This is a genomic window from Empedobacter sedimenti, from assembly GCF_030005555.1.
GTDB classification, from domain to species: domain Bacteria; phylum Bacteroidota; class Bacteroidia; order Flavobacteriales; family Weeksellaceae; genus Empedobacter; species Empedobacter sedimenti.
In genome coordinates this window covers 114,117-134,622 of record NZ_JASCQG010000007.1, presented here as the reverse complement: position 1 = coordinate 134,622, position 20,506 = coordinate 114,117, and the positions used below count along the sequence as shown (strand labels likewise).

Below are 20,506 nucleotides of genomic sequence, written 5' to 3'. Positions count from 1 at the left end.
GATTAACTTTTAAAAACTCCACTAAATTTCAATGCAACAGTAGAATCAAAAAAAGAAGAATTTTTAACTCTAACTTCCTCATTTAAAACTTCAATATTAAAATCTAAATCTAAATCAAGATTAAGAAAAGGATTTATTTTAGCTGTAAACTTAACATTATTTACTTTGCTTAAAGTCAACTTTTTAGAAACAATTTCTTCTGTTAATTCTTTAATAATCTGCATCATGCAAACACCAGGCATTATTGGATTATTTGGAAAATGACCTTTAAAAATTGGATGATTTGAATATAATTCTATTTGAATCTTATAATTAGAATCATCCTTTTTTTCGATTTTTTTTACAGCGTAAAGGTTAGGAATAAGCATTTGCAATTGTTTCGTTTTACAAATATAATCTAAAAAATGAGTTTTGAAATTGGTTTATTCTTCCTCCAAAACTGGATTAACTTTAGAAAGTTCAATACTTAGATTAAAATGATTGTGTTTTATCAAAATATGATCTGGAAAATCAGATTTGTTAGAAGTAAATTTATTGATCGTTTTAATTTTATTCTTCTTTAAATCAATTAATTCAGTAAAATAATCTGACTGATTTTCATCAAAAACTAAACTTACTTCATCCGATTTTAAAATAATTAGATTGGGAGTTTTAATCCTTTCATCAATAGAAAAATCATCCTTAAAAATTGTCTGTAAATCTTCTGCCAAAGTTTTTACAATTACTTTTTTATTCAAATCAGGCATCGCATAATTCAACGTAAAATCACTATCTGTAACAGACAAATCGAACAAAGTATTACCAAAATCGGATGTCAAAACAACTCGATGAGAATTTTCTCCAATCTTCTTAACGACAAAATTACCTTTCATCTCTTTTTTTAAGAAAGTAATCTTAAAACGGTAACCGTATTCCTTATTTATTTGATTAAAATATGGATTAACAACTACCTTTTCATCCTTCTGTTTATCTTGTATATTAGCAATTTTGTATGTTGTACCACAAGAAGTCAAAATGAAAAGACTAAGGATTAAAAACTGACGCATTGATCGTTTTATTTAGAGATTTATTCGTGAATAAAATTTTAGTATAATCGTCCGAAGGTTCTATCAGCTTCACTTCTGTAACCGTTGATTGACCTGAATAAAAAGTCAATTGAATTTCTTTGATGTATTTTTTTACATCTTTCATCTTCGGTTGCAATTTTGCAATTCTAGATTTATCTGTTTTCGCATAAGTAATGACAAAATCATTTGTATCAAACAAATTTCCACTTACACTTCCGACGATTAATTGATTTAATTTCTCGAATTTTTTATTTCCTTGTAAATCAACACTCGTCTTTTTTCCTTCGTCATTAATGTAAATTTTTCCATTGTTAAAAATTACATTATAATCAATAGGTTGTGTATAATTCCAACGCATCGCCTTGGGGTTCTTCAAGTATAGTTTACCTTTCGAAACAATTGGTTTATCCAAAAAACTCATCACTTTATATTGTGTAAAATCAGCAGTCAAAGTTTGTATTTTCTTAGAATCAGTAATAATATCTTTTTTGAAATTTTCAATTTCAGTATTACTCATTTTACTTTCTTGCGCAAAAATTGTCAAATGAAAAAAAGTAAATAAAATGAAGATTTTAGTTTTCATACACATCAATTTTCAAGAGTTCATCTAATAGAACTACTTTATAATTTTCCTTTTGTAAAAATACAAATAATTGCTCTAAAACATTCGCCGTTTTGTCTGAAGTATCGTGCAATAAGATAATAGAACCAGGTTTTATTTGACGTTTAATACGAGTCAATAATTGTTTTTCATCCTCAATAACCGTATCTAAAGAACGAATATTCCAACCGATTACATAATGTTTAGTTTTCTCCAAAGCCTTTGCTATATGAGGATTCGTAACACCAAAAGGGGGGCGAAAAAGTTTTGTAGTAATCTTAATTTCTTCTTTAATAAGTTGATTTGTTGAAATGATTTCATCAATGATTTTTTCTGTGGAATAAAAACCATTTTTAGATGAATGATGAAAGGTATGATTCCCTATCAAATGTCCTGATTGATGCGTTCTTTGAAGAATTTCAGGATAATTTTCAATTTGTTTTCCAATGCAAAAAAAAGTGGCTTTTGCATTATTTTTTTCTAAAATCTCAAGGACTCTAGGTGTAAATTCAGTTGGTCCATCGTCAAAAGTTAATGAAATTATTTTCTCAGAATCATTCTCTCCACGATGATAAGCTTTCAAAAAATAATTCAATCGAATTTCAAAAGCTCCAAAAATTGTCAATGATAGCCAAATAAAAACAGGTAATAATAAATATAAAAAAGACACACCTTGAGTATAACAAACAATTGTTAAACAAGCTAATATACAAATTAAAATTATATTTACAAACTTGAATTTCATGTCGATTGAAGCAAAACTAAACTCAAATCTTTGCCTTTGTATCCATTAACCAAAAGTACATTTTTATAACTTTTAGTACTTACATCATTCATTTTGAATTGATTTGGTAATGTTTGTTTTTTTAATAATTCACATCCTAACACAAATCCGAAAGCAGAAGAGGTACCAAATTCACCAATAAAGTCTTTATATTCATATAACTCAATTTGAGTTAACTCATTATTATTCAAATATTTTACTCCAGAAATTATCGCATCAACATAGGTTAAATTAATATGATTCAATTGAATGAATTTTAGAATTTCGGAATATAAATCTTCATATACATTTTGAATAGAGACATCTAAAATTCTTGCAAAAGAATTCTCTCTTTTTTCATTTGACAACACTCCAAAATGTGCTCCTTCACTATATTTAATTCCCTTATTATTTTCTAATTCAATTTCTCCAATTAATTGTTTCAAATAATAAAATCGTTCACCAATTTCATCAATTCCACCAATCAAAGCATTATTCACTTCTTGATTTTCAACTTGTAAAAAACCGTCTAATAAAGCATTTTCAAAGGAATTAGATCCATTAGAATACGTAAAATTATACGCATTACAACCAAGATGCAACGCTATTTGAGAACCAACTGTATTGTGTGTAGATTGTATAAAAGCAGTTGGCGTTAAAAACTCTTCTTTATTTTCAATAATACTTGTCAAAAATTTTTCAGAATCAACCATACACCCCATTGCAGTTCCTGTAATTATCGCTTCTGGTTGTTGAATTCCTGCTTCAATCAATGCATTCAACGAAGAATAAATTCCCATTTTAACACCAGAAGCCATTCTACGGCTCATTGCAGGAGAAATAATATCTTTCAAAATCGGTGATTTTGCTTTTGTAATTGAAGTTTCTAAAGGAAGAAAATCATTCGTTATCTTATCTATAAACTGCGCATTTACAAAACCTAATCCATTTACAAATACTTCTTTCATGATTTAGAAAAAATTAAAGTTGAACAATTTCCTCCAAAACCAAACGAATTTGATAACACATATTGAATATCTTTCTTTTCCAATTTTGTGGTCGGAAAGATATTCAACTCTTCAATCAGAGATTGAAAATTAAGATTCGGATAAATGATATTATTTTGTAAACTCAATAAGCTGAAAACCGCTTCTACACCAGCAGCAGCAGCTAACGTATGACCTGTGTATGGTTTTGTTGAACTGAAATTAGGTACATTTTCGCCAAAAATCCTTTTCAACGCTATTCCTTCCGTTATATCATTATTGTTAGTAGCAGTACCATGAACATTGATATAATCAATTTCCGAAGGCTGAATAGTTGCATTTTCGAATGCTTTATTCATCGCCAAATATGCTCCTTCTCCATTTTCAGACGAAGCTGTTTGATGAAATGCATCGTTTGCATTTCCTGCGCCAATCAAATAACCAAGGACTTTTTTATTTGATTTTCTAACTGATTCTTCAGATTCTAAAACCAAATAAGCAGCGGCTTCACCAAGATTCAAACCTTTTCGATTTTCGTCAAATGGTTGATTAAACTCATCACTCAAAATCATCAAGCTCTTGAATCCATTGATGGTAAATTTTGACAAAGCATCCGTTCCGCCAACAATCACACGATCTAATTTTCCTGAATTAATCATACGCGCTCCATACATAATTGCATTCGCAGCAGAGGAGCAAGCCGTGCTGATCGTCGAAACAAAACCTTTCAAACCAATTTCATTTGCAATCTGATTAGATGAAACACCTGCATCATGGCTCGAAATATACTTTTGTTTTTCAGGAAGATTTTCATAATCCAAAAAATAATTTTCGGTCATATCCATTCCACCAACGCTTGTCGAAGAAATCAATCCAGTTCTGACTTCATTTACATTTTCAATTCCTGCATTTTGCAAAGCTTCTTTCACAGCAATCAGTCCTAAAATCGCTGTTCGAGAGAAATTATTCTCTGGAGATAAATTTAAAAAAGTTGCTAATTCATCATTCGATAATTTGATTTCACCAACAAAAATTTCATTTTTATGAATAGAATCGAAATTTTCAAGGCGTGACAAACCATGTTTTTGATGAATTAAGGAATCAAAATTTTCTTCGACATTGTTTCCAATTGCCGAAATAATTCCCATTCCAGTTATTGCAACTTTTTGTGTCATTATTTTATTCTATTTTTCTCAATATAATCTGCCATTACTTCAACCGATTGGAAGATTGTTTTTCCTTCTTTTGGATCAGTAATTTTGATTCCGTAATCTTTATCCAATAAAACGATTAACTCCAAAGCATCGATTGAATCTAATCCCAAACCATCTCCAAATAAAGGTTCATCATTTTTGATATCCTCTACTGATACATCTTCAAGATTTAAAATTTCAATGATTTTAACTTTTAAATCGTTAATTAAATTTTCCATAGTATTTTTATTGTTAACTAATATTGTTTTTAATCTATTAAGTACATTTTCGCTTCGTAATCACCTTGTAAATAATCTACCCAAGCCAAAACAACTTTCTTTGCTTTATTTTTTTGAATTAAATAATTCGCATACTTTTTTAATTGATCTTCATTGAATTTTTCCGAAATAAAAAAAGCATTTTCAGTCTTCAATCGATGACGAATACTCACTTCACCCAAACAAATATTTGGTAACGTGTAAACAAAAACTGCTGGACTAGGAAAAATTTCATCCGTAGATTGAATACTTTGTTGATGTTTCAAATCTGACTCTAAACTCGAATTTCGATTCGCAAAAACTAATGCAATATCTTGATTTTCGTTCAATGTATTTTCATCTTTCAACAAAATTTCAGCAGCCAAAAAAGCTAATTTACTTTGATGATCCATTTTATAAAATTTTGGATAATCAATTTCTAAAAATTTAAAGAAACTTTTTGAAAAAACACCAAAATCTCCTGATCTATCTTCAAAGAAAAGTTCATTATTCAACCAAACTTGTTCTTTTTTAATCTCAACTTTAGTCATTTTGAACTTTTTTTAGAATAATAACAGCATTACTTCCACCAAAACCTGATGAAGTTTTCAAAAATATATTGATTTTTTTATGAAGATTTTCTGTCAAAATATTTTGAGCAACTGAAGTTCCTATTTCATTGAAATTATGACTTTTCAAAATTAAATTTTCTTGTGCTTGCTTCATCGAAATAATCAATTCCAACAATCCAGATGCGCCTAATGTATGTCCATAAAAAGCTTTTAAGCTATTAGTCGGTATTTTATCCATTTGCAAACGATTAAAAGCTATCACTTCCATTTCATCATTATACAAAGTTGCCGTTCCGTGAGCCGAAATATAATCAATTTGTTTTGAAGAAATATCCGCTTCTCTCATCGCAGATTCTATACTCAAAAACAAACCTTCGCCCGTTCGAGATGGTCCTGAAATATGATTTGCATCGTTAACTGAAGCTTCCCCTAAAACCTCAAAACTATTCTTTTCTTGACTTTTTGAAAGATATACACAAGCCGCTGCTTCGCCTAAATTAACACCTTTTCGTCCTTGATCAAATGGTTTACACAACTCAAAATCCATTGCTTGAAATGAATTAAAACCTGTTAAAACAAAATCTGTCAATTCATCTAAGGCCAAAACATATACATCATCAAATTCATCCATTTCAATGAAACGTTTTGCAACACTAACCGCTAAAACACCCGAAACACATGCGTTTGAAACTATTACTGGCTCTGTTTTGAATCCGAAATAATTTGCAATCTTCTTTGCTAAAGTTGGAATAGACGCTTTTTCTAAAGAATCAGAAAGCTCATTGATATTTCCTTTTGTTGTTGAAAGAATGAAACCTGTTCGTAGCGAAATTTTTGTTTTATCAATAATAGATTGAAGAGCCAAAATTCCAATTATTTCTAATCGAGTATAATACTGATTATCTTTAACTTGATTTTTTAAATTTAAGAAAATACTATCATCAATTTTACCAGCAAAAAAATTATTAAGATGACCAAATAAATCAATTTTAGTAACAGCAGAATTACCTTTAACTAACTGATTCCAATTTGTTTCGACAGAATTTCCAAAAGGCGTTAAAACATTCGCACGATTAATGTAAATTTTATCCATTACAACAATCCTACTTTTTTCTTCCACTCTTCAAAAAATGGAGGAAATGTTAACATCAATTCTCCTTCGCTATCTAAAAAGACTTGTATTGTTTCTCCAATACAAACTAATTTTTCGTCTTGATTATAAATCCTAAATTTAAAAATCATTTTTGCTGCTAATGAATCTTCGAAAGTCGTTTCTATTCTACATTTATCTCCATATTTCAAAGGAAATTTATGTTCACAAACGGATTTAATAATTGGCGTTACAAATCCGCTTTTTTGAATATCCAAATAACTAATCCCGAAATGACGTCCAAAAGCTTCTCTTCCATCCTCAAAATAAGTAATATAATTTCCGTGCCACACAATTCCTAACGGATCTGTTTCATTAAAACGAACCGAAAAAGTTGATTGATGGACTAAACTTTTACTATTTTCTCTCGAATCTATCATAATTTATTAAGGCAATGAAAGTAATTATTTATAACAAAGTTACTAAAATTATAGTATGATTATTCGGCTATCACAGTTTTCATTTCGCCCGAAGCAATTATCTTTTCTCCAATTTTAGACACAATATTAACTAAAGTAACATCCATTATTTCGTGAAGTATATGAACAGTTGTTATAAGTGTTTCGTTTGTTTGTGGTAAATGAAAAATTTCAACATTTTTCATCGATCCAATATATCCAACTGGCGCTTGCATATTTTTGATAAAGTAATCATAGCCCGTGTACAATGCTACTGTTTGAGCCATATGCTCTAAAATTCCTGACTCTTGTAAAATATTATTTTCTACAAAAATACAATCCTCAAAAATAGTTAAACCTCCAACCACTTTATTTTCTTGATACTCAAAAATAGCATCAACCATAATTATAGGCTCACGTTGAGGAATTAATTTTTTGATAAAATCTTGATCTGTATTTGGTAAATATATGGATGGCATTTTTATATTTTATTTCAAAATTGTTTCAATTTACTTCCAAAAATCGAAATAATTAAACCATTGATAAGGATATTTATGAATGATCGTTTCTAAATTCACACAATATTCTTTCAATAAAGCGTTTGCATCACGGTGTTTAAAATTAGCTTGGCGTGTATACAAATGATAATGCAGATTTTTTTCTTTCATCACATATACAAACGCAACTGGAACTTTTAATCGAGAAGCAATTGAAAAAGGTCCAGCAGGAAAATGAGCTTCTTTACCTAAAAGAATTTCTGTCATCGTTTTATTCCCTTCAAAATAGCGATCACCAGTCAAGCAGATTAATTCGTTTCGACTAAGTGCGTTATTAATCTCAAAAATATGAGACAAATCTTCTTTAATCAAAATAAATTTCACCGAAGGTTTCATCGAAATACTTTCCAAATACTCTTTGATGACATTTCGCTCTAAATCTGTTGTAACCAAGTTAATTTGACAATCGAAATCGATATCTGCAAAAAAATGTTCTGCAACCTCAAAATTACCAACATGAGCGCTAATTAATACACCACCTTTTTGTTCATTCAACAGATTTTTTAATATATCTATTCCGTCAAATTCATAAGAATATTTATTACGTAAACCTGCATTAATAGCTGTTTTATCAATCAATGTTTGTCCAAAAGTGAAGTAACTTTTATATACACCAAAAATAGATCTGAGAGTAGCGTATTTTAATCGATTTCGAAAGTAATAATAGATCGATTTATTGCTACTAACAGCTGTAATAAAATAATAAAAAGCTACAAAAATTAAGACTGAGTAAGCAGCCTTAATTCCGAGCTTTTTCATAACGTTTACAAATATTTTATATCCAAGGACTGTTCCTTTGGAACGACCATCCCATTGTTTCATATTTGTTATTTATTCTCTAACTTTTGCTCTACTATTGCGTAGAAATCTTCAAAAGTTATCATTTTTTGAAAATCTTCTTTAACCAATTTCACTCCGAAATTAGCTTCAATAACAACTACCAAATCAACATAGTCTAAGCTATCTAAATCTAACGATTCTTTAATATTTTTTTCTTCAGAAATAACTGAAGGATCAACTTCAAATTCGTCGATTAAGATACTATTTAATTTTTCAGCGATTTGACTTTTCACCATTTTTTAGGGATTAAATTTTTTAATTACTAAGGCAGAATTTGTTCCACCAAAACCAAAAGAATTGGACAAATATACATCAAATTCTTTATTTAAGGTTTCTTTAACAATATTTAATTTAGCTGAATCCTCATCTCCTTCTCCGAAATTAATATTTGGAGCAATAAAACCATTCATCATCATCAAATTTGAATAAATAATTTCACTTGCGCCAGCCATCCAACATTCATGTCCTGTCATCGACTTTGTAGAACTCACAAAAGGTCTTGTTTTTCCAAAAACTTGGTCAATCGCTTTTGCTTCGTTCGCATCACCAACTGGTGTAGAAGTCGCATGTGCATTGATATATTCAATTTCATCTGCCGAAATATTAGCTTGTTTCAGCGCTCTATTCATCGCAATTGCCGGTCCATCGACATTTGGAGTAGAAATATGACCACCGTTTGATGAAAAGCCATAACCCAAAACCTCAGCAATAATTGGCGCACCACGTTTTACAGCAGATTCATAACTTTCTAAAATCAATGTTGCTCCACCTCCACTTGGCACCAACCCATCACGATTTTTATCGAAAGGTCGACACGCTTGTGTAGGATTTGCTTCATTATTAGAAAAAACTCCCAAACCATCAAAACTTGCCATTGCATATTTATTGATTTCCTGCGCTCCTCCACAAATAATCATCTCCTGCAGACCATCTTTGATCATCATATAACCTAATCCAATCGAATGCGAACCACTTGCACAAGCTGCACTAATTGTAAAATTGATTCCAGTTAATTCGAAAATTGTAGCAAGATTCATCGTTACAGTAGAATTCATGGATTTGAAAATTGCTCCAGAACCAATTAATTCTGTATCTTTTTTCTCGCGAACAATATCTATTGCATCAATAATTGCTTTCGAAACACTATCGTTTCCATATATAATTCCGACTTCGTTTGTTTTGATATATTCTTCCGTCAAATTAGCATTTTTTAACGCTTCTAACGTTGCCATATAAGCAAACTCCGTTTCTTGACCGATTGTAATTCGTTGTCTACGATTCAGAAAAGGTTTCAAATCTGGCGTTGGAACAGTTCCTGTCAAAGCAGATTTAAAGCCAAATTCTTTGCGTTCTTCATCAAAAATAATCCCTGATTTTCCTTGACGCAAAGATTCTGTCACTTCTTCTAATGATGTTCCTAAGCAAGAATAGATACCCATTCCTGTTATTACGACTCTTTGACTCATTTTATCTAAGAATAAATTCCTCCATTTATATTAATAACTTCTCCCGTGATATAACTCGATTTTTTAGAAACCAAAAAGCTTACCAAATCGGCAACTTCTTCGGCTTTTCCAAAACGATTGGCTGGAATCAGCTTCTTTAATTCTTGTTGATCCAATTCATCCGTCATATCCGTTTCGATAAAACCTGGTGCAACAGCATTCACCGTTACATTACGTTTTGCTATTTCTTGTGCCAATGCTTTTGTCGCTCCAATTACAGCAGCTTTTGCAGCAGAATAATTGGTTTGTCCAGGTGTTCCTTTCAAACCAGAAACTGAAACTATATTGACAATTCTTCCGAATCTATTTCTCAATAATGGATTAATAAAAAAATGAGTTACGTTGTAAAAACCATTCAAACTTGTATTAATCACATTCGACCAATCGTCTTGCGAAATCCACATAAACAAATTGTCTTTTGTAATACCCGCGTTGTTTACAATAACTTCAACAATTGCATCTGTATTTTTTTCTGTCCATTCTGTTAAAACTTGTTGCGTTTGATTTGCATCAGCTACATCAAATTTTAGTATTTCTCCTGTTCCTCCTAACGCCTCCACTTCTTTTAAAGTTTCTAACGCAGCAGCTTCATTTGAATTATAATTTATTAAAAGATGATAATCGTGTTCTTCGGCAATTTTAAGACATATTGCTTTTCCAATTCCACGAGAACCACCAGTTACAATTGCACATTTCATGCTTTAGTTTACTTTATTATTTAGTAAATAATTTTTCACTTCCTTAAGATAAGGATAAATCACTTCATCTTCTTTAAATACTGGAACAATTTTACGAATCGAATCATAAAAAGCTTTTCCTTTCGAAGATAATTTATCTTGTATTTGTAGAAATTCTATCGCTTGCGTTACAGCCAAACTCTGAACCGTCAACACTTCGAACGTATTATCAATCACTTTTGCACAAATTGTCGCGGCATTTGTCCCCATACTCACAATATCCTGATTATCATTATTGTTTGGAATACTATGCACATACATTGACGTAGAAAGCGTCTGATTTTCGGCCGTTGTAGAAGTCGCCGTAAATTGAGCAGCCTGCAAACCAAAGTTAAAACCAAGCCTTCCTAAATTGACAAAAGGTGGTAAAATATTATTGATTTTTGGATTGACTAAATAGTTTAACTGACGCTCACTAAGCATCGATAGACGCGTAACAGCCAATTTCAATTTATCCAATTCTAATGAAACATAATCGCCATGAAAATTTCCTCCATGATGAACCGTTTGATTTTCAACATCGATAATTGGATTATCACTTGCGGAATTTATTTCATTTTCCAACACTTCTTTTGCAGCATTCCACGTATCGTAAATTGGTCCTAAAATCTGAGGAACACAACGCAACGAATAATATTCTTGTACTTTTTCTTCAAAAATTTTCTCGGTACGTTCTTGATATAGTTCGTCTGCACGTTTTTTGACTAATTTACTATCATTCAAAAAATCAGTCATTTTATTCGCTACATAACGTTGACCAGCATGTTGTTTAGCTTCGTTTAATGGTTTTGAATAATGATCGTCAAAAGACTGTACAATCTCATTCATCATCGAACTTAATGTAATAGAAAGATTGATTAATTGATTAACCTTTATCAAATTTACCATTCCAATTCCCGTCATTACCGAAGTTCCATTCATAATTGATAAACCTTCGCGAATATGAATTTCTATTGGTTGAAGATTCTCAAGCTCAAAAACTTCTTTCGTCGATTTGATTTCGCCTTTATAAAAAACTTCTCCTTCTCCAATTAATGTCAAAGCCAAATGCGCTAATTGAACCAAATCTCCACTCGCACCAACGCTTCCGTGTTGATAAATAACGGGCAAAATATCACGATTTATCAATTCTTGCATCAATATCAAAACTGAAGGATGAATCCCCGAATAACCTAACGAAAGTGTGTTAAATCGAGCAATAATCGCTGCTTTAGTTTGATGTAAGGTCAACGGCTCTCCAATTCCGGTACAATGACTTCTGATCAAATTATATTGAAGTTGAATCGTATTTTCTTCTTCTATGCGATATTGCGCCATTGGTCCAAAACCAGTATTTACGCCATAAATAATCTTATTCTTAGAGAATTCTTTCAAAAAATTAAAACTCTTATCTACACGATGAAGTGAAGTTTCATCAAGTTTTATTTTTTTATGCTCAAAAAGTATGTTTTCTACAGTGTCAATCGTTAATTTTGTCATGCTATTGATTAGGTAATAATTCTCGAAATGGAATATTCATTTCTTCAATCAATTGCAAAAATAATTAAAAAACCATACAAAAAGTCATGATTGAAAATACAGATGTTTTAATCATTGGCGCAGGACCTTCTGGTTCGGTTGCAGCCGCCTATTTAAGAGAAAAAAACATAAATGTTATTGTTTTAGAAAAAACACAATTTCCTCGAATTGTTGTGGGCGAGAGTTTGATTCCGCGCTCAATGGATCATTTCGAAGAAGCGGGATTGTTACCTTACTTAGAAAAAAAAAATTTCGAAGTAAAACCTGGTGCACGATTTATCAGAGGTGAACAGATTTGTATTTTTGATTTTAGTAAAAAGTTTGGGAAAGGACAAGATTGGACTTGGCAAGTTCCACGCGCCAATTTTGACATGACTTTAGCTAACGCAATCATTGATAAAGGAGCTGATTTACGTTTTAACGAAGAAGTGCTTGATGTTCAATTTAAAGGTAAAAACTCAACTACTACTGTAAAAAAACAGAATGGAGAAACTTATCAAATTAATGCTAAATTCTTAATTGATGCAAGTGGTTATGGCCGTGTTTTACCACGATTATTAAACATTGATAGTCCATCAAAACTAAATCCACATTCGGCAATTTTCACTCATATTGATGATGTTCGTCGCCCCGAAGGTCGAGAAGGAACACAGATTTCTTTTGATATTATCGAAACAAAAGTTTGGTTGTGGGTAATTCCTTTTTCGAATGGTAAAACAAGTGTCGGAATCGTTGGACCAACAGATTATATTAATCAATTATCAACCAATCAAGATACTGCAGAGGCTTTGCAAAATGCCATTCAAAAATCTGACTTTTATGTGAATCGTTTTGGAGATTTGCCATTTGAGTTTAATCCGATTTGGTTAAAAAATTATTCGGCTGCGGTGACTAAAATGTTTGGAGAAGGTTATGTTTTAACCGGAAATAGCACCGAATTTTTAGATCCTGTTTTCTCTTCTGGTGTTTGTTTCGCAACGGAAAGTGGCTTGAAAGCAGCTAAATTAACGGTAAAGGAATTGAATGGAGAAAATGCAGATTGGCAGAAAGATTATGAAGATTATATGAAAGAAGGTATTGCGGTTTTCACCACTTATGTGCAAGAATGGTATACAGGAAATTTGCAAGAATTATTTTTTCATGAACCTGAAAACCCTGATGTAAAAGAAAAAATTTGTGCTGTTTTAGCGGGCTATGTTTGGAACAAAGAAAATCCATTTGTCAAAAAACATAACAATGTTATTAAAAACATGGCACATTTGATTAGAATGTCCAAAGAAGAAGAAAAATAAAAGTATAAAAGCCAATATATTGTTGGCTTTTTTATTTAAAATTCAGTTAGATTTTCTATTTTTGAGTGTTCCATTACTTTAAATCACATGCAATTTCAGGATATTGACACTGTAGAATCTATTTCAAAAGAAGATTTTATCAAAAATTATCTCAAAAAAAGAAAACCTTTACTATTAAAAGGATACGCAAAGAATTGGGAGAATTTTGATAAATGGAATTTAGATTATATTAAGGAAAAAGCGGGTGACCAAACAGTTCCTCTTTATGATAGCAAACCTGCTGATGCAACTAAAAGTTCAGACACGCCTGCAACGCATATGAAATTTAATGAATATGTGGATTTGATTAAAAAAGAACCTTCAGATTTGAGAATTTTTTTCTTTATTATCAAAGATAAAATTCCAGAATTATTGAAAAATTTTACTTTCCCAGATTTAGGATTAAAGTATTTTGAACGTTTACCAACCCTATTTTTTGGAGGAAGTGAAGCAAAAGTTTTGATGCATTATGATGTTGATATGACAGATTTTATTCACTTTCAATTTGAAGGCGATAAACGAATTTTGTTATTCGCACCAGATCAATCCAAAGCTTTATACAAAGTTCCGCTTTCGGTGCATACGATTTACGAAATTGATTATGACAATCCTAATTACGAAAAATTTCCTGCTTTGAAACATGCAAAAGGTTTTGATTTTGTCATGAATCATGGAGATGCATTATTTATTCCACGTGGTTATTGGCACTATAATAGTTATTTACAACCAGGATTTTCCATGTCTTTGCGTGCTTTTCCAAACGAATTTTTCCAAGTATTGAATACTGTTTATCATGTTTTTATTATGCGTTATACAGATAAATTAATGCGTAAACTATTTCAGTTAAAATGGATAAAATTCAAGGAAAGATGGGCGATAAAAAAGAGTCATCGTTTTTATAACAAACCTTATTAAAGCGTACGCAACACTTTATTGATTTCCTCACTTACTAATTTAGGCTTTTGCATAATCATAATATGCGTTCCGCCTTCTATTTGTATAGCATCTTTTATATTTTCTATTGGGAAAACAATATCTTTTGTACCATGAATATGAGTTAAATTCCCTTCTCTATATGCCAAAGAGTGATCCCAATTTACTATTTTATGAATAGACCATCGTAAATACTCAGCGTCTTTAAACTCAAATATATCATCAATATTATCTTTCTCTCGATTGGTATAATACAATTTTCGCATCATCATATACGAAAATGTGCGATCTGTGGTAAGAAAACTCATCGGAATTATTTTATGAGCATTTGTTTGAGAAGAAAATCGAAAAAGCTTCGGAATTTCTGTACGATTTTTGACTGTAGAAACTAGAATCGTATGTTTTGGATCTATAAATCGATTCATTTCTTGCACAATTATTCCTCCAAAAGATAATCCCATCAAAAGAAAATCTTCTGTGGGATTAATATTTTCTAGCATCCGTTCTGTGTAGTGTGCCAGTGTTTCATTTTTTTCTGGACTTAACCAAGGAATATATACTTGCTCAAATCCATCTTCCAAGCGTAGATTTCTAAAAGCATTTGCATTTGCACCTAATCCACTAACTTGATATATTTTCATACTTTATAAAATATCTTTCTTTTTTGAATAATCTGTTGGTCGAACACCAATTACTTTCTGAAAAGTATTACTAAAAGTTGGTAAACTATTGTAACCTACCATATTTGAAATTTCGCTGATAGAATAGCTTCCGTCAATTAATAGTTGTAAAGCACGTAACATTCTCAAAATGGTAAAATATTGAACAAATGTCATGGCTAAATCTTTTTGAAATAATCTTGATAATGATCGCTCAGAAAAACCAAACTCTGCAGTTATTTTTTTCATTGTAATTGAGCTATCCATATTATCGTCTAAAAACTGAACTATTTTTTTTAAGCGTTCGTCGTGTGGTAAAGGTAACGCTAATCGCAAACTTGTTTTGCTAACTTTAGGTAAAATTTCTTTAAAAGCTTGTGCTATAATATACTCGCTTCTGTTTTCTGGAACTATATCTCCTTTCCATTGGTTTGAGAACAATAAAAGCTCTAATAATAATCCGTCTGCTGGATAAATACCTACCTTTTTATAAAATGCATGATCGCCCTCATTTATAGGAAAATACAAGTTACGCATAATTACATCTGGTGTATTGGGGTGTATACTATGCTCTGTGTGTGGTGGAATCCACATATAATGTCTTGCAGGCAAATAAAATGTATCTTTTCCTATCTTAACATAAACAATACCTCCTTCGCAATACAAAAATTGTGCTTTGTTATGTTTATGTTCAACCACGTACGCTTCCGAGATTTCTTTATGGTAACAAAAGATTGAGGTTGGCGTTTTATCTATCTCGGTTAAATAATATCTTGTGTCAAAATTATTATCAATGTGTATATTCATAGTTTCTTTAATCTGCGAACTAATATAACAATTAATTTGATATATTGTATTATGTACACAAATAAAAGTGTCTTTAATTAATAAATATTTGTCTTTTTTTAATATTAACAATTTATTAAATATTACAAAATTTGTAATTCCCTCTAATTAGAAGGAACAATTATTGAAAGTATTTAGAAAATAAGTTGCATTATGTTGGAAAGAATAAAATTAACTGCCTTACAGTCAAAAGTGATGACAGCAGAGGAATCTGCTCTCTTTTTTGAAGATGGAATGACTGTAGGTTCTAGTGGTTTTACAAGAGGAGGCGATACAAAAGTTGTATTAAAAGCTGTTGCGGAGCGTGCCAAATCTGAAAATTTAAAAATCACTTTAGTTACCGGTGCTTCATTAGGACATGGAACGGATGCTGCTTTAGTAGAAAGCGGAGCATTAAAAAAACGTTTACCATTCCAGGTTGACACTGTAATGCGAAAAAATATTAATGCAGGAAATGTATTATTTATAGATCAGCATTTAGGAGAAACAGCTGAACATATTTTAGATGGACAATTTAAAATTAATTTAGGTGTTTTAGAAGTTGCTGAAATTTTAGAAGATGGTTCTTTAGTACCTACTACTTCTATTGGGAATAATGCAGAAATTGCTGCAAGTGCAGACAAATTAATCATCGAGATTAACACGTCTATTCCTACAAATATCAAAGGTATACACGATATTTATAGTGTAGAAGAATACGGAAAACGTACCCCAATTAACATCACTGCTTGTGATACAAAAGTTGGAACAGAAACAATAAAAGTAGATCCTTCTAAAATTGTTGGAATTGTTTTTCACGACATTCAAGATGCTCCTGGAGACATTCAACCAGCAGATGAAGCGACTGCTGCAATTGCTCAAAACATTGTAAAATTCTTCGAAAACGAAGTTGAAGAAGGTCGTCTTACAAAATCATTAATGCCATTACAATGTGGTATTGGTAAAGTTGCTAACGCAGTTTTAGGTGGTTTAGAGCATTCTGATTTCGAAGATTTAGTGATGTATTCAGAAGTTTTACAAGATTCTACATTTGACTTAATCGATTCTGGAAAAATGAAATTTGCTTCGGCATCTTCTATGACAGTTTCACAAGAATGTTATGATCGTGTAATCGGAAATATCGAAAGTTATAAAGGTAAAATCCTTTTACGTCCGCAATCTATTTCTAACTCTGCCGAAGTTATTCGTCGTTTAGGAATTATCGGAATCAATACATCTTTAGAGTGTGATATTTATGGAAACGTAAACTCAACTCACGTTTCTGGTACGCACATGATGAACGGTATTGGAGGTTCTGGAGATTTTGCTCGTAATGCATTTATCTCAATCTTCGTTACAGCTTCTATCGCAAAAGGTGGTAATATTTCTTCTATCGTTCCTATGGTTTCTCACACAGATCATACAGAACATGATGTAGATATTATTGTAACTGAGCAAGGTTTAGCTGATTTGAGAGGTTTAGCGCCACGCGAAAGAGCCATCGAAATCATCAACAACTGTGTTCATCCAGATTATAAAGCAGAATTATTATCTTACTTCGAAAGAGCTTGTGCAGAAAGAGGTGGTCAAACACCACATATCTTAGAAGAAGCGTTCTCTTGGCACACAAGATTGAAACAAACAGGTTCTATGAAAAAAGATGAATTATTAGTTTTGAATCATTAGAATAATAAATAATAAAACTATATTTTTTTAAAGCATAATTCAGAATTTCTGGATTGTGCTTTTTTTTGTGAAATAATGTAACTTTGTTAGAAGTCTAAGAAACATGAAAAAAATACTTTTAATTACACTACCATTGACAACTTTTTTTGCGTGTCAATCTAATCAAAACGAAAATCAGAATTTAGAACAAATTGATAAAAAATCTGCTCGCGAAGTTGTTTTAACAACCGAAACAAAAGGCGATTCTGTTTTACATATTACCAAACAAAAAATTTGGTCAAACGATTTGATGATTGCAGAAAAAGTAGATACGTTGATTACGCACAAACAATATACACCTACCGATTCTACAAAAATTCCTATTTACGTAACCATTCAATAAACTATCATGAATAAAAGAGAAAAAAGAGCAAGTAAAGTCGTGACTTTAGTGTTAATTTCTTCGGTTCTTAGTTCATGTATGAATCGTGAAGAAGCGCCTATTACGAACAATGCGCAAAAGGTATATATGCGTGCAGATTCTACTGCGCCTTACACAGATGTTACGTCAAATTATTCGTCGCATTCGGGTGGTTCGCATCACGGGGGAATGGGAAGTTCGTTGCTTTGGTTTATGGCTTTTCGTAGCTTAACTGGTGGTGGAATGGGCTATGCAAGTCAAGGTTTGCATCAACAATCTAATGTCGGAACAAACGCGGCAAAAGCGCAAGCGTATAAAAGTCAAACTGTTCGTGGTGGATTCGGAAAATCTGCTTCTTCTCGTTCAGTTTCATCTTAAACTAATTTTATGCAATTAAAAAGAATAAAAGCAGACGAAAACTGGCAAGAAAGGTTAGAAAATATCGGCTTTGGATATCATACAGACGAAAATAAACAAACTTATTGGGTAGAAGATTATTATTATTCGATTTCGGAAAAAGAAGCGGATAAAATCTTTGAAGCGACAAACGAATTGTGGGAAATGTGCTTGAATGCTGTCGAACATGTAATTCAAAATAACCGTTTGAACGAATTTAAAATTCCAAAATTTATTCAACCTTATTTGATTAATACATGGGAAAATGATGCGCCAAGCATTTATGGACGTTTTGATTTTGCTTATGATAATGATCAATTGAAAATGTTAGAATTCAATGCTGATACGCCAACATCGTTGTTCGAATGTGGTGTTGTACAATGGCTTTGGATGGAAAATTATTTTGGAGAAACGAAAGATCAATTCAATTCTGTTCATGATAAATTAATTGAAACATGGAAAATGTTAAAACCTTATTTGAAAGGTGAAACCTTGCATTTTTCTTGTGTGAGAGAATCGTTAGAAGATTTGACGAATATCGAATATATCAGAGATTGTGCAATACAAGCTGGAATTAATACCAAATTAATTTATGTTGACGAAATCGGTTGGAATAATGTCAATTTTGTTGATTTAGAAGAAGAACCAATTACAGATATTTTCAAGCTTTATCCGTGGGAATGGATGATGAACGAATTGTTTGCATACAACATCAAAAATGATGAAATCAACGCAAATTGGATAGAACCAGCTTGGAAAATGATTCTTTCAAACAAAGCTATTTTGCCTATTTTGTGGGAATTATATCCAAATCATCCGTTGTTGTTAGAAGCTTATGCAGATTCGCCGAATGAGATGAAAAATTATGTCAAAAAACCATTGTTATCGCGTGAAGGAGCAAATGTAGAAGTTGTAAAAAACGGAACTATTTCGGAGCAAACTTCTGGAGAATATGGCGAAGAAGGTTTTATTTACCAAGCTTTAGCTAATTTACATCACGAAGAAACGGGTTATACTATTATCGGAAGTTGGATTATTGGACAAGAATCGTGTGGAATTACGTTCCGCGAAAGTGACCAATTTATTACAACTGATAAAAGTCGATTTGTTCCGCATATTATTGAATAAATATTTAAAATAACAAATATCAAAAAGTCTAATTCCATTCCGAATTAGACTTTTTTTAGTTTGAACAAAATCAAATAATTAACTAATTTGGTCGAAATATTAATCACAACTATGAACAAACTGATTTTTTCTTTCCTATTCATACTTTCAGGTTACTGTTTAAATGCTCAATCCATTGAAAGGTTAAGAACAGAAATCAATCAAATTATTTCTTCAAAAAATCTTACAGCTGGTATTTCATTAAAAAATCTTGAAAATAAAGACACCTTAAGTATCAACGGAAATCAAATGATGCCAATGATGAGTGTGTTTAAATTTCATATTGCATTGACTGTTTTACATGAAGTTGATCAAAATAAATTACAACTTAATCAACAATTTTTTATCAAAAAAGAAGATTTATTACCTAATACTTGGAGCCCAATTCTTGAAGATTACCCAAAAGGAAATATGTATCTAACACTTGACCAACTTTTAAGATATACAGTTTCTCACAGCGATAACAATGGATGTGATATACTTTTAAAGATTATTGGTGGAACTAAAACTGTTCAAAATTTCATTAAAAAACAAGAGATTAAAGATTTTGTTATAAAAGTAAACGAGCAAGAAATGCAAACTTGGGATAATTTATATCTCAATACAACTTCTGCAAATGCTACTACAAAATTACTTGAGAAATTTTACACAAATAAAGTTCTTAAAAAGAATTCTACAGCTTATTTATACAAACTAATGGTCGAAACATCCAGAGGTTTAACTTGGATGAAAGCAGGTTTGCCCACAAACACAGAATTGGCTCACAGAACAGGAATTAGTGATACAAATAACCAAAATCTAAGAGTTGCATTGAATGATATTGGAATCATTAAACCAATTAATAATAAACCAATTATTTTATCAATTTATTTGAAAAATATAACAGAAGAAAGAACTGAAACGGAAAAAGTAATTGCTGATATTACAAAAGCTGTTTGGAATTATTACAACAAATAGAAATATTA

At 31.2% G+C, this 20,506-nt stretch carries 25 protein-coding genes; 7 read left to right on the top strand and 18 right to left on the bottom strand.

Annotated features, from left to right (window positions below):
- Positions 1-2 precede the first annotated feature (2 nt).
- From QHG34_RS08515 to QHG34_RS08440, 16 genes are all read right to left on the bottom strand, one after another.
- On the bottom strand, positions 3-368 hold the full coding sequence (locus QHG34_RS08515; protein WP_282629754.1) for a hotdog family protein: 366 nt from the start codon (positions 366-368) through the stop codon (positions 3-5).
- 54 nt (positions 369-422) lie between these two features.
- Positions 423-1,046, bottom strand: coding sequence for a hypothetical protein (locus tag QHG34_RS08510; protein ID WP_282629753.1), 624 nt, complete (start codon positions 1,044-1,046; stop codon positions 423-425).
- Entirely contained in the window at positions 1,024-1,650 is a 627-nt protein-coding gene (locus QHG34_RS08505) for an outer membrane lipoprotein carrier protein LolA (RefSeq protein ID WP_407080908.1), read from the bottom strand. The genes QHG34_RS08510 and QHG34_RS08505 overlap by 23 nt, the downstream gene beginning before the upstream one ends.
- The gene (locus QHG34_RS08500) at positions 1,640-2,338 is read right to left on the bottom strand and encodes a polysaccharide deacetylase family protein (protein WP_282629751.1); all 699 of its coding nucleotides are present in this window, start codon (positions 2,336-2,338) and stop codon (positions 1,640-1,642) included. Before QHG34_RS08500 ends, QHG34_RS08505 begins: the two co-directional genes overlap by 11 nt.
- Positions 2,339-2,409: 71 nt before the next feature.
- Complete coding sequence (locus QHG34_RS08495) at positions 2,410-3,399, bottom strand: beta-ketoacyl synthase chain length factor (protein ID WP_282629750.1); 990 nt, start codon at positions 3,397-3,399, stop codon at positions 2,410-2,412.
- Positions 3,396-4,592, bottom strand: coding sequence for a beta-ketoacyl-[acyl-carrier-protein] synthase family protein (locus QHG34_RS08490; RefSeq protein WP_282629749.1), 1,197 nt, complete (start codon positions 4,590-4,592; stop codon positions 3,396-3,398). The genes QHG34_RS08495 and QHG34_RS08490 overlap by 4 nt, the downstream gene beginning before the upstream one ends.
- Positions 4,592-4,849, bottom strand: coding sequence for a phosphopantetheine-binding protein (locus QHG34_RS08485; protein WP_282629748.1), 258 nt, complete (start codon positions 4,847-4,849; stop codon positions 4,592-4,594). Before QHG34_RS08485 ends, QHG34_RS08490 begins: the two co-directional genes overlap by 1 nt.
- A gap of 29 nt (positions 4,850-4,878) precedes the next feature.
- Entirely contained in the window at positions 4,879-5,418 is a 540-nt protein-coding gene (locus QHG34_RS08480) for a 3-oxoacyl-ACP synthase (RefSeq protein ID WP_282629747.1), read from the bottom strand.
- Positions 5,411-6,532 (bottom strand): beta-ketoacyl-[acyl-carrier-protein] synthase family protein, encoded by a 1,122-nt coding sequence (locus tag QHG34_RS08475; RefSeq protein WP_282629746.1) that lies wholly within the window; start codon positions 6,530-6,532, stop codon positions 5,411-5,413. The genes QHG34_RS08480 and QHG34_RS08475 overlap by 8 nt, the downstream gene beginning before the upstream one ends.
- A complete protein-coding gene (locus tag QHG34_RS08470) occupies positions 6,532-6,969 on the bottom strand; it encodes an acyl-CoA thioesterase (RefSeq protein ID WP_282629745.1) in 438 nt (145 codons plus the stop codon). Before QHG34_RS08470 ends, QHG34_RS08475 begins: the two co-directional genes overlap by 1 nt.
- Before the next feature lie 59 nt (positions 6,970-7,028).
- On the bottom strand, positions 7,029-7,466 hold the full coding sequence (locus tag QHG34_RS08465; RefSeq protein ID WP_282629744.1) for a hypothetical protein: 438 nt from the start codon (positions 7,464-7,466) through the stop codon (positions 7,029-7,031).
- A gap of 30 nt (positions 7,467-7,496) precedes the next feature.
- On the bottom strand, positions 7,497-8,366 hold the full coding sequence (locus QHG34_RS08460) for an LpxL/LpxP family acyltransferase (RefSeq protein ID WP_282629743.1): 870 nt from the start codon (positions 8,364-8,366) through the stop codon (positions 7,497-7,499).
- A gap of 5 nt (positions 8,367-8,371) precedes the next feature.
- Entirely contained in the window at positions 8,372-8,620 is a 249-nt protein-coding gene (locus QHG34_RS08455) for an acyl carrier protein (protein WP_282629742.1), read from the bottom strand.
- A gap of 3 nt (positions 8,621-8,623) precedes the next feature.
- Complete coding sequence (locus QHG34_RS08450) at positions 8,624-9,850, bottom strand: beta-ketoacyl-[acyl-carrier-protein] synthase family protein (RefSeq protein ID WP_282629741.1); 1,227 nt, start codon at positions 9,848-9,850, stop codon at positions 8,624-8,626.
- Positions 9,851-9,855: 5 nt separating this feature from the next.
- Complete coding sequence (fabG, locus tag QHG34_RS08445) at positions 9,856-10,587, bottom strand: 3-oxoacyl-ACP reductase FabG (protein WP_282629740.1); 732 nt, start codon at positions 10,585-10,587, stop codon at positions 9,856-9,858.
- Between the two features lie 3 nt (positions 10,588-10,590).
- Entirely contained in the window at positions 10,591-12,105 is a 1,515-nt protein-coding gene (locus QHG34_RS08440) for an HAL/PAL/TAL family ammonia-lyase (RefSeq protein WP_282629739.1), read from the bottom strand.
- Positions 12,106-12,191: 86 nt separating this feature from the next.
- On the opposite strand from QHG34_RS08440, the gene QHG34_RS08435 reads away from it, so the two are divergent.
- Complete coding sequence (locus tag QHG34_RS08435; protein ID WP_282629738.1) at positions 12,192-13,436, top strand: NAD(P)/FAD-dependent oxidoreductase; 1,245 nt, start codon at positions 12,192-12,194, stop codon at positions 13,434-13,436.
- Positions 13,437-13,523: 87 nt separating this feature from the next.
- Positions 13,524-14,390, top strand: coding sequence for a cupin-like domain-containing protein (locus QHG34_RS08430; protein ID WP_282629737.1), 867 nt, complete (start codon positions 13,524-13,526; stop codon positions 14,388-14,390).
- Here the strand turns inward: QHG34_RS08430 and QHG34_RS08425 are convergent.
- Both QHG34_RS08425 and QHG34_RS08420 read right to left on the bottom strand, forming a co-directional pair.
- Positions 14,387-15,049, bottom strand: a complete 663-nt coding sequence (locus QHG34_RS08425; RefSeq protein ID WP_282629736.1) for an alpha/beta hydrolase — start codon at positions 15,047-15,049, stop codon at positions 14,387-14,389. The genes QHG34_RS08430 and QHG34_RS08425 overlap by 4 nt on opposite strands.
- Positions 15,050-15,052: 3 nt before the next feature.
- Entirely contained in the window at positions 15,053-15,874 is an 822-nt protein-coding gene (locus tag QHG34_RS08420) for an AraC family transcriptional regulator (RefSeq protein WP_282629735.1), read from the bottom strand.
- Between the two features lie 192 nt (positions 15,875-16,066).
- On the opposite strand from QHG34_RS08420, the gene QHG34_RS08415 reads away from it, so the two are divergent.
- From QHG34_RS08415 to bla, 5 genes are all read left to right on the top strand, one after another.
- Positions 16,067-17,578, top strand: coding sequence for a succinate CoA transferase (locus tag QHG34_RS08415; protein ID WP_282629734.1), 1,512 nt, complete (start codon positions 16,067-16,069; stop codon positions 17,576-17,578).
- A 103-nt stretch (positions 17,579-17,681) separates the two neighbouring features.
- Complete coding sequence (locus tag QHG34_RS08410; protein ID WP_038337307.1) at positions 17,682-17,960, top strand: hypothetical protein; 279 nt, start codon at positions 17,682-17,684, stop codon at positions 17,958-17,960.
- A gap of 6 nt (positions 17,961-17,966) precedes the next feature.
- The gene (locus QHG34_RS08405; protein ID WP_282629733.1) at positions 17,967-18,356 is read left to right on the top strand and encodes a hypothetical protein; all 390 of its coding nucleotides are present in this window, start codon (positions 17,967-17,969) and stop codon (positions 18,354-18,356) included.
- 9 nt (positions 18,357-18,365) lie between these two features.
- On the top strand, positions 18,366-19,502 hold the full coding sequence (locus tag QHG34_RS08400) for a glutathionylspermidine synthase family protein (protein ID WP_282629732.1): 1,137 nt from the start codon (positions 18,366-18,368) through the stop codon (positions 19,500-19,502).
- Positions 19,503-19,613: 111 nt separating this feature from the next.
- Positions 19,614-20,498 (top strand): class A beta-lactamase, encoded by an 885-nt coding sequence (gene bla / locus QHG34_RS08395; protein ID WP_282629731.1) that lies wholly within the window; start codon positions 19,614-19,616, stop codon positions 20,496-20,498.
- The last annotated feature ends 8 nt before the right edge of the window (positions 20,499-20,506 follow it).